This window comes from Paraglaciecola polaris LMG 21857 (assembly GCF_000315055.1).
GTDB lineage: Bacteria > Pseudomonadota > Gammaproteobacteria > Enterobacterales > Alteromonadaceae > Paraglaciecola > Paraglaciecola polaris.
This window is the reverse complement of sequence record NZ_BAER01000035.1, coordinates 36,484-49,501: the sequence shown is the minus strand read 5'-3', so window position 1 is coordinate 49,501 and position 13,018 is coordinate 36,484. Positions and strand designations below refer to the sequence as shown.

10 protein-coding genes are annotated in these 13,018 nt (G+C 46.0%); 3 read left to right on the top strand and 7 right to left on the bottom strand.

All coding sequences use genetic code 11. From position 1 onward, the window contains the following. Positions 1–32: 32 nt before the first annotated feature. The 6 genes from GPLA_RS06610 to GPLA_RS06585 form a co-directional block, all read right to left on the bottom strand. Positions 33–560 (bottom strand): DUF411 domain-containing protein, encoded by a 528-nt coding sequence (locus GPLA_RS06610; protein WP_007104090.1) that lies wholly within the window; start codon positions 558–560, stop codon positions 33–35. A 10-nt stretch (positions 561–570) separates the two neighbouring features. Beyond that, on the bottom strand, positions 571–1,059 hold the full coding sequence (locus GPLA_RS06605; protein ID WP_007104089.1) for a YybH family protein: 489 nt from the start codon (positions 1,057–1,059) through the stop codon (positions 571–573). A 35-nt stretch (positions 1,060–1,094) separates the two neighbouring features. Beyond that, complete coding sequence (locus tag GPLA_RS06600; protein WP_007104088.1) at positions 1,095–2,036, bottom strand: copper resistance D family protein; 942 nt, start codon at positions 2,034–2,036, stop codon at positions 1,095–1,097. A gap of 13 nt (positions 2,037–2,049) precedes the next feature. Beyond that, positions 2,050–2,457: a copper resistance CopC family protein gene (locus GPLA_RS06595; protein ID WP_007104087.1), complete on the bottom strand. Its 408-nt coding sequence runs from the start codon at positions 2,455–2,457 to the stop codon at positions 2,050–2,052. A gap of 66 nt (positions 2,458–2,523) precedes the next feature. After that, positions 2,524–3,729 carry a copper resistance protein B gene (locus GPLA_RS24325; protein ID WP_007104086.1) on the bottom strand — a complete coding sequence of 402 codons (1,206 nt, stop codon included), beginning with the start codon at positions 3,727–3,729 and terminating at the stop codon, positions 2,524–2,526. Then, positions 3,726–5,474 carry a copper resistance system multicopper oxidase gene (locus GPLA_RS06585; protein ID WP_007104085.1) on the bottom strand — a complete coding sequence of 583 codons (1,749 nt, stop codon included), beginning with the start codon at positions 5,472–5,474 and terminating at the stop codon, positions 3,726–3,728. The genes GPLA_RS24325 and GPLA_RS06585 overlap by 4 nt, the downstream gene beginning before the upstream one ends. 166 nt (positions 5,475–5,640) lie before the next feature. Here GPLA_RS06585 and GPLA_RS06580 point away from each other — a divergent pair, with 166 nt between their 5' ends. The 3 genes from GPLA_RS06580 (at position 5,641) to GPLA_RS06570 (ending at position 10,033) form a co-directional block, all read left to right on the top strand. After that, complete coding sequence (locus tag GPLA_RS06580; RefSeq protein ID WP_007104084.1) at positions 5,641–6,333, top strand: heavy metal response regulator transcription factor; 693 nt, start codon at positions 5,641–5,643, stop codon at positions 6,331–6,333. Then, positions 6,320–7,717, top strand: coding sequence for a heavy metal sensor histidine kinase (locus GPLA_RS06575; RefSeq protein ID WP_040514060.1), 1,398 nt, complete (start codon positions 6,320–6,322; stop codon positions 7,715–7,717). The genes GPLA_RS06580 and GPLA_RS06575 overlap by 14 nt, the downstream gene beginning before the upstream one ends. A 399-nt stretch (positions 7,718–8,116) precedes the next feature. Further along, positions 8,117–10,033, top strand: a complete 1,917-nt coding sequence (locus GPLA_RS06570; RefSeq protein WP_040514070.1) for a cytochrome c/FTR1 family iron permease — start codon at positions 8,117–8,119, stop codon at positions 10,031–10,033. A 182-nt stretch (positions 10,034–10,215) separates the two neighbouring features. Here the strand turns inward: GPLA_RS06570 and GPLA_RS06565 are convergent, their stop codons facing one another. Then, on the bottom strand, positions 10,216–12,525 hold the full coding sequence (locus GPLA_RS06565) for a TonB-dependent receptor (protein ID WP_007104081.1): 2,310 nt from the start codon (positions 12,523–12,525) through the stop codon (positions 10,216–10,218). Positions 12,526–13,018: the final 493 nt, after the last annotated feature.

Here is a 13,018-nt window from a genome sequence, read left to right as displayed (position 1 = left end):
AAGGGGTAAAGCCACACGCAAGAGGTTAAGGGTTAAAATTGTTCCTCATAACTGCTTACCTCTGCATACACTCGGCTGCTGCCATCTCGTTGCAATAGCAGCACTTGATAAGGCATAAATCTATCACCCATTTCCATACCCGGAGAGCCGGCGGGCATGCCAGGTACTGCAAGGCCGATAGCTCTTGCTGGCACATCATTTAAAAACTGTTTTATGAATTTACTCGGTACATGTCCTTCAAATACATAACCGTTTTCAGAAACTGCACTATGACAAGAACGATAACGTGGAGCGATATCAAAATTAAATTTTACTTCTTCCAAGTCAGGTAAATTGACGGCGCTGGTGGATATGCCCTGATCTTCCAAATGACTTATCCATTTTTTACAACAGCCGCAAGACGGCGTTTTGTAAACCCTTAAGCTGACGCTTTGCTCGCTTTGTGCTGAATCAGGTATACGCTGAGTCGTTTGCTCTAAGGGCGCCGGTACCGGCTCCGAACAGCCAGCTAATATCGGTAATGCCAACGTGAGTAAAAGAATAATATGCTGTGAATGCATGTACACCTCGTTATTTTGACCAGTGAATATGAGCAATTTTCCATAGAGCATCGACTTTCTTAAGCACAATGGTTTCAAAGCCAATATAGTCTAAGGTTTTGTCTTTGTATTCACCCTGGGTACGGTTTCTGGCAACTGAGTAAGCAAGATCACCTAACACATAGACTTGTTGCTCTAACGGGGTACTGTTCATCTGAGCTAAAAACTTCATATCGGTTAACATATGGTGGTTGGCATATTCGTCGGCTGAGCGCTCGACACCCCCCTCAAATATTAACACATCATCAGCCAGTGTCGCCCGGGCCGCGGCTTGGTCACCTTGTTTTAAAGCTTGATGAAAAGCGCTTACGGTTTTTGCGGGTGCTAACTCTAGACCGACAAACATGGGATCTTTTGTTTCATGCACTTCATTGCCATGGGCATAAATATTTAATGAGAATGATGCGCAGAATATGACTGCGCTTGCTATCAATGTATTACGTACGGTATTTATTAACATATTTTTGCCTTTTTTATTGTAATTGTTAGCTGCATTTAATGCATCACAGGTCCCACTAAAGTAGTAAATATACTGGTGACAAGTAACACACCAACGCAAATGATGCCTTCGAACGCGATGGATTTTTTGAGCGGTGAAGGGTTATGGCTGCGGAGCAACTCAGGTACCAAAGAAAACTTATGCCATGCGCCTAACAGTAACATACTGCTGACTAATGTTAATTTGAGCAAAACTAATTGCCCGTAGCCAGAAGTAAATAACTCGCCAACTGAGCCGAGTAGCTGCACAATTAATATACCGCCGCATATGATCAACATGGCGACTATGACCATAGCGATTTGCCCGTATTGATGCATGATAAGGCCAAGCTTATCGCTGGGGAGTAGGCGACAACTTATATATAGTGGCCATAGCGCACCCGCCCAACTCGCCATTGCGATGACATGCAAGGTTAATAGTACTTGTGCCGTTAATCCCAGTTCAACCGGGTGACCTGATAGGGAAAAACTTGCCGCGAGTATCAAGCCAAATATCAAGCCTAAGGCGTATTGGCTCGGTTTGTAACGGCCTTGAGCTGAGTTGGAATTTAGCGGCATCTTACCTTGGCTTAGGTGTATCCATAGCAGCCAGCCGATTATTAATACTAGGCTCAATATCCGCCACAAGGTTTGCGTGCCCAGCACAGATTGCCAAGCGATGTTTAGCATCATGCTGTCAACCATGCCAGATAATCCAGTTTCTGCCATTGAGCCGGCCTGCAATGGCAGGTACAACAGGGCCGCAATTAGGGATGCGACGAGCCATTTTAGTTGCCAGCGATAAATAACCGAGCAATATTCATCATTGCTGCTCGTGCTACCCCCTTGGTCTTTTACCAGCATGTAGGTTATCAATAAGCCACCGAAGAAAGCAGCTACGCCTACATAACTAATCAGTTTTGTTAGTAGTAATAAAATTGACCAAGTGGATACATCCATTAGCTTGCGTTACCTAGTGCTTATGTGCGTTGTGAGAGGTATCTTCCATAGGCATATCTTTCATCATGCCTTGCCCGTGCAAAGTAAATTGATATTGGCCAGACATTTTATGCCCGTCCTCACCTAAGGCGACCCAATTAACCCCATAGCTGCCTGCTGCAAGGGTGGGTAAGGGCCACTCATACATTGACTCAGCATCCGCATTTGCCTTGAAACCAAATTCCACAGGAGTTTTATTGTCAGCATTGATGCTCAACTTAATGACGCGAACTTTACCACTGAAGGTCAGTGACAAGTTGCTCGGGCTTTGCATCAGCATAGCGTCCTGTGCCGGAGAGGCCTGTTTTAGTCCTACATGGGCCCAACTGGAGGCACTGATGGCTAAGCCTAATATACAAGCGGCGATTTTTACTCTTTTCATTTGAACCTCGATAATAGTGTTGATGTTATTTGGTGATTAAAAAGGGTTTAGGTGGCTGGGATTTGCTTAAAACCAAAAGCGCAATCCGGCTACCACACTGGTGTTGCTGGCTTCTTCATCCCGTGCTCGGGCAAAGTCAGCGCTGTTACCGTATTTCTGTGTCCATTCTATGCCGACATAGGGCGCGAATTGGCGTGAAAATTCATAGCGTAAACGCAGGCCTGCGCTAAGGGACGATAGTCCTTTCCCCACGCCATTTATTTCGTCATCTTTGCCGTTCAGACTCATTTCAACGCGACTCTGCAATACCCAACGTTGGGTGAGAAGCAACTCGTATTCTGCTTCAGCAGACACTGCTGTACGGCCATTCTCACCTAAATAAGCACTGACATCGACTTCAAACCAATAAGGGGCAAGGCCTTGAAAGCCAAATGCTAACCAACGGCGATCTTCACCTTCATCAAATTGATCATATCTAATGCCTAACTGGGTATCCCAATAAGCAGCAAACGCATGGGACCAGAGCAGCTCAGTCTGACTTTCTACTAGCTGGCCTTGAACGACGTCGCCTTCTGCTTTTACGACTGCACGCTCAAAAGTAGTGCCATACCACCCTTGCACGTCATAGACAGTACTGTTTTCATCGTTGTTGTACTCTAGTCGGTCACCTAATACTGACCAAAAGCTGTGTTCGTCCGCTAAGGTAAGTCGCTTCGGGATAGCCAGCGCATAGGGCCCGTCCGTTAAGGTATAACCTGATGAATAAGCATGGGGATCGCGAGCATTCGCGGGTGCCTCCCCGCCTTGAGGTTGCATTTTCATTGCACTGTGATCCATTGCACCTTGATCCATGGCGTCCATGTCCATATTGCTGTGATCCATGGTGCTTTGGTCCGTGGCGTCCATGTCCATCTCGCTATGGTTCATCTTACTGTGATCCATAGTGCCTTGATCCATGGCGTCCATGTCCATCTTGCTATGGTCCATCTTACTGTGATCCATAGTGCCTTGATCCATGGCGTCCATGTTCATCTTGCTATGGTCCATCTTGCTGTGATCCATTGCGTCTTGATCCATGGCGTCTTGATCCGTGGCGTCCATATCCATCTTGCTATGGGCCATCTTACTGTGATCCATTGCGCCAGATGCCTGCTCTTGTGCAGCGGCGCTCTGCTCAGAATATTGCTGCGCCTCAACGTTTTGGCTGGTCAGCAAAGCACTGCAAGAGAATAAGATACCCGCAGCTGAAAGCGTGTTTAGAGGATTTATCATGCGACCACCACTTCACGGAACATGCCCGCGTCCATATGAAATAAAAGATGACAATGCCAAGCCCAGCGGCCCACATCATGAGGCGTCGTTAAGAAGCTAATTCGCTGTGCCGGTTGTACCGGAATAGTGTGTCTTCTTACTTGCACTGCCGATTGTTGGTTTTCTAAATCACTCCACATCCCATGTAAGTGCATCGGGTGCGTCATCATAGTGTCATTTTGCAAAATGACCCTGACACGTTGATTGTGCTTCATATGTACCGGTGTACTTTCGCCGAATTCGAGTCCATCAATTGACCAGCTGTAGCGTTCCATATTGCCCGTTAAATGCAGCTCTATTTCTGCCTCCGGCTCACGGTGGTCGGTAATACCAGCCAGAGAATGCAAATCCGCTAAGGTGAGTACCCGGCGTCCGTTCTTTCTTAAGCCAATACCTGGGTCGTCTAAATTAGTACGTGGCGTATCGACGCGCATGTCTACCGACGGGCCATATTCGGTGCTGGCATGGCGCACCGTGCTTGATGCGACAGCCAAAGAGCCACTTTGCATATTGTGTTGGCTATGATCCGTTGACGAGTTCATCGCTGACATGTTTGACATATCGCCCATCATGTCAGACATGGTGAGCCATTCCACCGGATCCAGTGCCGGAACCGGGGCGTCTAGACTTTCTGCTATGGCTAGCGTGCCACGGGCGTAGCCACTACGGTCCATGCTTTGCGCAAACAGGGTGTAGGCATCATTTTTAGGTTGCACAATGACGTCATAGGTTTCTCCCGGGCCAAAACGAAATTCATCGACGCTGACCGGCTCAATGTTTTGTCCATCAGCCTGAACAACAGTCATTTTTAATTCAGGAATGCGCACATCGAAAAAGCTATTGCTTGAGCCATTAATAAAGCGCAAACGCACTTTTTCACCGGGTTTGAAGATACCATGCCAATTGCCCATGGGGGTTGTGCCATTCATCAGATAGGTCAATGTGGCGTTTGACAAATCAGCCAAGTCTGTGGGACTCATGCGCATTTCATTCCACATTTTTCGGTTAGCGAGTGCACTGTTAAGGCCATTCTTTGCTACATCTCTAACAAAGTCTTGAACTGTGGGTTGATTGAAATTGTAATAATCACTTTGGGTTTTCAACTTACCAAACACTTGCATGGGGTTTTCATCTGTCCAGTCAGATAACTGCACCACAAGATCCCGATCGCTGTGAATAATGTCGGTTTCTCTTGGCTCGATAATTAACGCGCCATACATGCCGGTCATTTCTTGAAAGCCACTGTGAGAGTGATACCAATATGTGCCGCTTTGTTTTAAGGTGAAGCGGTAGGTGAAGGTTTCACCCGGCATAATACCGGGGTAACTCAAACCTGGCACACCGTCCATCTGGTAAGGCAGAATAATGCCATGCCAATGAATGGAACTCGGCACGTTCAAGCGGTTTGTTACATTAATAGTAACTTCGTCGCCTTCAACGAGACGAATCGTTGGCGCAGGAATAGAGCCATTTATGGTGGTTCCCATACGCACAACACCGGTGAAATTGACAGGGGCAGCGCCAATTTCCAAATTAATAGTCTTGCCACTCAGTTGTGGTGCATAACCTGTCGAGGTTAAGTCCTGAGAGCGAGGCGCGCCGTGTAATACCGTGGGAACCGAGGTCAATACTCCGCCGATTGCCAATCCTTGCACAAAGCGGCGACGTGGTAATGACTCAGGAAACTGCCGAGTAAACGAATTCATTCTTTATCACCTTTAACCTTTATCTTCTATTTCAATGCTGCCAGTCTACTTAAATGCACCTGTCACCGACATGACGCAAAGATGACAAAGTTGTAATCTTACGGTCACCTTGCTGTTAGGTAAACTAGCGCAAGCTTATGAACATCCACCAAGGCTAAAACTGAATATGCGATTACTGATAGTAGAAGATGAAGTAAAAACCGGTGATTATCTGAAGCAAGGCTTAACTGAGTCCGGGTTTATGGTGGCATTGGCGCGTAATGGCTTAGATGGGCACCATCAGGCGATGACTGAATCCTTTGACGTGATTATTTTAGATGTGATGCTGCCCGATGTAAGTGGCTTGCGTATAGTACAGTCTATGCGTGAGGCGAATAATCATACACCCGTCCTTTTTTTGTCAGCACGAGACAGTGTTGACGATAGGGTAAAAGGCCTTGAATTAGGGGCTGATGATTATTTAACCAAGCCGTTCGCTTTTTCTGAGGTGTTAGCACGGGTACGCACATTACTCAGGCGTGGTCACATTACTCAAGTGCAAGATCAACTGCATGTGGCAGATTTACACTTGGATTTGCCTAAGCGTAAGGTGATGCGCAATGGGACGAAAATTTCCTTGAGTCATAAAGAGTTTTGTTTACTTGAATTATTGGTGCGCAGACGAGGAGAAGTGTTACCTCGTTCGCTGATTGCATCTCAGGTGTGGGATATGAATTTTGACAGTGACACCAACGTGATTGACGTGGCCATACGGCGCTTACGGGCAAAAATTGACGATAACTTTGAGCCGAAATTAATTCATACCGTTCGTGGTATGGGCTACAAACTGGACGAAGAGCTATCTGATGACAATCGTTAATCGAAGACCCATGTCACTCACCATCAGAGTGGTGCTGTTTGTTGCGATAACCATTTCAGTGTGCCTTATTCTCGTACGCCATTTATTGATCAGCTCCATTGAACACCATTTTGTTCAGCAAGATGGGGAAGAACTCGCCGTTATTGTGCATTCCATTGAAGAAGCTTTAGTGCAGCACAATGGGCAAGTCGCCGACGAACAACAGAATTTATCGTTAGCCGTGGCAGGGCATCACGGGGTTTATTATCAAGTGGCTATTGGTGGCAGTGGGCCTTTTTTCAGTAATTCCGCATTGGATTTCGTCGACGTGGCGAAAAACGCCCCCGTTTCGACTCAATTCACGCAAAGCGATATTCAGCAATGGCAGCTCGGCGATAATATGTTCCGCGGTGTGGTGACCTTAATTAAAACTTCGAATGCAGAGTATCGCGTGATCAGCGCTATAGACATGAGTTTTCATTCACATTTTCTAACGGAATTACGACATAGCCTCTGGTACATATTGTTAGGTTCATGCCTACTCACTTTATTAGCCGCATGGCTTGCTGTGTATCAGGGGTTGAGTCCTTTACGTGGTTTAAGTGACAAAATGCGGCATATACAAACCAATAAGCTCGATGTGCGGCTAGATAAACATGCAGTGCCCTCTGAACTGGAAGATATGGTGTACTCGTTCAATCATATGCTTGACCGCCTAGAAGAGGGATTTCTGCGCTTGTCTTATTTTAGTGCCGATATTGCCCACGAATTGCGCACCCCTTTAACAAATATTATTACCCAAACCCAAGTGAGCTTGTCTAAAGCACGCAGTAACGATGAATATCGTGACCTGTTATTTTCGAACTTAGAAGAACAAGAACGGTTGAATAAAATGATCAGCGACATGTTGCTGCTGGCCAAGAGTCAAAATGGTTTAATCAAGCCGCAAAAACAGAGTCTGTCTCTTAAAGAGGAAATCAATGCCTTGTTTGAATTCTTTGAAGCGTTAGCAGAAGAGTCACAGATAGGGCTGGAACTAACAGGAAACGTGACTTATGTCAGTGCAGATCAGACCTTGCTTCGTCACGCGCTGACAAACTTATTATCGAATGCGATCCGCCATACTGTGGCTGGGCAAACCGTCACCGTCAGACTTAGTGAACAAAACGGCGATATGATCAGTATTTCGGTACAAAATCCTGGAGAAACAATTCCTCAGGAACATTTAACACATCTGTTCGACCGTTTCTATCGAGTTGATCCTTCCCGCCAACGACACAGTGATGGGGCAGGTTTGGGGTTGGCCATCGCCAAAGCGATCATCGAAGCCCAAGGGGGGGCGATTAACGTCGAGTCTGCAAACGGGCAAACTGAATTTAGTATCTTGCTGCACAAGGCCGCTTAAGCCTGATAACAACAGTGCTGATGTGTGCTCGTTGGGCAAAGAGCAAAAATACTCACTCTGTAACATCTTATGTATCGGCTATCTCTTACGCTGGAATGTCAATAATTTAATTATAAATCATATTGTTACCCTTTATTTGTGGTTCATGGCTAAAGCGAATGTTGTGTGCCAATAAGTTTGCTTAAGCATGGTTGAAAAAGTAGAATGGCAATGATTCTCATTTGTTGTGTGTTGCTCGGCCTAGTACAGACTGGTTAGCGTATAACAAAGGCATATAATATTTCTAAGGCAATACTTTTGATGACATTTTCACCCCCTTATCTACAATGCTTACTTTCTTCACTCACTATGCGCCAGAGCCCGTCGGGCTCAAAAGTACTGGTATTGGCTTTGCTGCTCATGATGAGTACGTTTTTTTCTGCCTCTATTTCGGCGCAGCAACAGGGCAAGATTGATGTGGTTAAAGAAAGCCGTCAAATATTGCAGATGGCTGAGTACATAGGTGTTGATTACTCTGAAGCTGTGGTCAATGGCGAAGTAGCAAGTGAAGATGAATTTGCAGAAATGCAGCAATTTGCCAGCTTGATTTTGCAAAAGGGCACAGCGCTGCGAGATGCAAACGAAGCGAGTTTTGATTTAAGCCAAACTTCAGTGATAGCCAATGCCCAGGCATTACAACGGGCGATTTTAGCTAAGTCGTCTATGGATGAAATTCAGGGCTTGACCCAGCAAATACGCCAACAGTTATTGGCCATGTCGCCTGCACTTCAATTACCTGCACAGCTGTTGCCTCAGTCACAAGTGGACACACTGTTCGCGACTAATTGTGCTGCCTGTCATGGCCCGGCGGGAGAGGGCAATGGCCCCCTAGCGAAATCATTTAGCCCGCAACCAACCAATTTCACCGACAAAGAGCGTGCGCTAAATCGTTCATTGTTGGGTTTGTATGATGCTATTAGCGCCGGTTTGAACGATACCGCGATGCGTGCTTTTACCGAGCTTAACGATCAACAGCGTTGGTCTTTGGCGTTTTATGCCGGCAGCTTAGCGTTTGCTCAAACTTCTGATAAGACCCACGTCAATGACGTTCAACCGAATATGACGCTGCAAAGCTGGATCAACAATAACCCAGTGCAAATTGCTGGTCAGCATGAAGATTTAACCCTGACCCAAGTTGAGCAATGGCGCGGGATGCCTGAGGTGTTTTTTAGCCAATCAGACTCGCCTATCGCGACCGCCAAAACGAATTTAATTGCAGCGGTAAAGGCGTACCAAGAAGGTAATTTAGCCCAGGCACAGACGTTAGCCGTTAGTGCCTATTTAGATGGCTTTGAGCTGATTGAAAATAACCTAGATGCCAGAGACAGCGCGTTGCGTAAGTCGGTGGAGCGTCAGTTACTCAGTTTTCGCAATGTACTCAGTGTTGCGTCAAATGAGCAACAGGTAACGACAGAATTACAGCAAATTCTGGGGCAGCTCGAGCAAGTTGATAACACCTTAACCGGCCAAGTGCTGTCTAATAATGCGATGTTTTCTGCTTCGTTAATTATATTATTACGCGAGGGTTTAGAAGCACTATTAATTGTATTGGCGTTGATCACTGTGCTTATGAAAACCCAGCGCTATGACGCCATTCGTTACGTGCATTTGGGTTGGGTGTCAGCGTTAATTGCTGGTGGCTTGACATGGTGGGCAGCAGAGAACTTGATTAATATCAGTGGCGCATCCCGTGAGTTAATGGAAGGCGGTGCTGCACTGCTTGCTGCCGGTATACTATTCTATGTGGGTTACTGGATGCACAGCAAAACGCAAGCCTCTGTGTGGCAGGAGTATATTCAAAATAACGTAGAGCGCCATTTAAGCACAGGTACATTATGGGGCTTAACTGGGCTGGCGTTTATCTCGGTTTATCGTGAAGTCTTTGAAACCATTTTGTTCTACCAGTCTCTGCTTACCCAAGCTGTGGGTGATGGTAGCCAAGTGAGTTATGTGTGGTACGGATTACTGGCTGCTGTGGCCGCACTGTCGCTCATTACTTGGTTGATGCTTAAATACTCGGTGAAATTGCCAATTGGACGATTCTTTGCGCTTAGCTCGTACTTTATGCTTATTCTGGCCTTTGTGTTGGCGGGTAAAGGAATTTCTGCGCTACAAGAAGCGGCGGTGGTTGGCATTGCGCCTTTCCCCATGGACGTGTCCGTGAGTTGGTTGGGGATATCTGCTACGTGGCAAGGGTTGTTGACCCAAGGGGTAATTGTGTTGTTATTTATGGTGATGGCGATACGTAAAGAGAAAACGCCGAGTACGGCTATTTAGTACTTACGGGCAAACAGCGAAAGCGTTTGCCCTTAGTTGTTGATACCTGAGTGTTTCTAATTGGGCATTCACCAACGGACATAAAAAAGGCAGATCATCATCTGCCTTTTTTGTATTTGTTGTGCCTGCGATTGTTACCCATGCATCTTTTGAAATACATAGCTAACAACGGCTAAAACCATTTAGTAGAAGCTTACTTTCGCTTCGATACCAAAGATACGCGGTTGGTTAACGATACCGGTTAGGTTGTTAAAGTCGATCGCGCCTTTTACGTTTTCTTCATCTGTGATGTTACGGCCGAACAATGCAACTGTGTAGTTATGTTCGAAGTTTTCGTAACCGATGCGCAAACCGCCTTCTACATTGCCGTCTGTTTGAAACTCAACTGACTCATATAAGAATAGGTTCGTATCGCCTTGGTAAGCCCAGTCTGTGAACGCGAAGAACTCGCCGTCATTTCCGACCGGTACTGCATAACGTGCTGTGAAGGTAAAGATCGTTTCAGGTGCTTGTGGGAACGGGTTGCCATCGATTAACACATTGGAGCCATTGACTACAGGATCAAGAACGGTACAGTTTCCGCCACAGGGTGACAGGGTAAGTGCATTATCTTTAATTTCCGTTTTGTTGTAGCTATAACCGGCTGTGAACGTCAAATAATCACTGGCAACGTATTGGGCATCAATTTCAAAGCCGTAACCCGTGCCCTTATCAGCGTTAACTAACGCAACGTTATTGGCACCACCGCCAATGGCAGATAACTGCATATCATCGATTTGATAATAAAACGTCGCGGCGTTTAAACGTAGAGTGTTATCAAGTAAATCAGACTTAAATCCAAATTCGATAGAGTTAATGGTTTCAGCATCGGCTACTGAAGGAGCCCCTTCGAAGGCAACGTCTCGGCCCTGAATTGATTGTGCTCTAAAGCCATTGGCTAAACGCGCAAATACTGAAGTATCGTCATTTAGCTTATAATTAGCGCTTAGCTCCCAACTAACTTGTCCGTCATCTACATTGATGTCGTCATAGTCTTGAACTTCGGCTGCACCGATAACTAATGCGAAGCCGTTGACGTTTTGCTCGCCCACACGCAACGATTTTTTGTCATGGGTGTAACGCACGCCGCCGGTGACGTTCAAGCGCTCGTTCACTTCATACGAGGTTTGACCGAACACTGCCCAAGTGGTGTTTTCATGGAATACTGTGGTTGCGCCAAAGAAGCCATCGATGCTGGTCACGTTAAATGATGAATCATAATAAAATGCACCGGTTTGCCAACTAAGGGCATCATCGGTTTCACTGGCTAAACGGATTTCCTGGGTGAATTGCTCCAAGTCGTTTAACCGATCTTGCGTCACCGCACTGAAGCCGATAGTGCCGGGGAAGGTTAAGACGTCTTCGAATCCTGCGTTAAAAATGGTCGAGGTAATTCCATCGGGCACGGGTGTGGTTAAGTCATTTGTATAAACGCCACCATCAATATCACCAAGGCTTGTGCCTTCCGCTTCTTCATAGGCTGTGATAGAGGTAAATGACATGTTGTCTAAGCCAAATTCAAGCTTAAGTGATGCACCGTAGTTTTCATATTCTTGTGGGTTGTTGTCAGCACCGTTTCCGTCGATGTCGCCATCGTAATAAACTTTGTCACGGTCAAAATTTTGATTTAAATCGTTGCTGCCTTTGGTGAATACGTTAGCGCGAAATACCGATGCGGTACCGTCTAACTCGCGACCGTGAACGTTAAGTAAGGCAGAGAAGTCTTCCATTGGCGAGTATAGCAGTTGAGCACGCCAAGCTTTTTCGTCAAAGCCGCCGAAGGCATCATTTTCACCGGTAAAGCCGTTATCGATCCAATCGTCACGGTCTTGTGATAACACCGAAAAACGACCAGAAAGATCTTCCGCTAAACCGCCGCCGACCGCGCCTTCAAAATTAACGGTACCTAGATTACCTACGCTCATTTTGGCGTAAGCGTCAAAATCTTCCGTGGGTTTTACCGAGTCAAACTTAACTATACCCGCTGTGGTGTTACGACCGAATAAAGTCCCTTGTGGTCCGCGGATCACTTCGACTTGCTCAACATCGAATAACGGAAAGCTTTTCAGGATCACGTTTTCTTTTACAACATCGTCCATCACTATGGATACGGGCTGTGAGGCGGCTAAATCGAAATCAGTGTTACCCAAACCACGAATATAAAAACGTGGGGCAACTCGGCCGTTAGACGATTCGGCGTATAAGCCAGGAACACGTACGGCAAGGGCGAGAATATCGTCACCACCAGAGAAAATGCTTTCGAAACGCTCACCGTTTAAGGTCGCAATGGAGATAGGCACTTCTTGAATACTTTGCGTACGTTTTTGCGCTGTAACTGTGATCTTTTCTAAGCCTTTGTCTTTTGCTGCAGGGGCTTCCTGGGCATTAAGGGCGTGGCTGAAAAGTGCACTTTGAATACAAACCGCTAATGCTGCTTTATGTAAATTGGTCATTGTGTCACCGCTAGTAAATGTGTGGTTATAGTAAGTATGTAACTCTACGATTGTATCATCGCATTTTTTCGCATTGCGAAGAGCTAATCTTTAGTCGAATCAAATGCTTAAATATCACACGTTAAGGTTATTAACCTTGCCCGGATATTTCATACAAAAAACGAGACTAATAAGGCGGCATATTGTGCCTAAGTCTTGTATTAATGTCTTGCTAATTTCGCGCTTTGCACTTTAGCACATTGTCAGTATTTGCCTCGTTTACGCTGCAAATATTAGAGACATTTGAACAACTTGCTAGCCTTGCGAGTAATAAAAAGTAAAGACAAGTGTCATAAAGGAGGGGATTCCGCAGTGGAATGACGGAAATGCCCTGGGAATTAAGCAAAATAATAGGACGATGATTGACTGACCTGCCTGATACATAAGCAGGCAGCCTATACCCCACAAGGATGTCACATTAGTGAAATATTACTGTCACTTATACGTCATATCG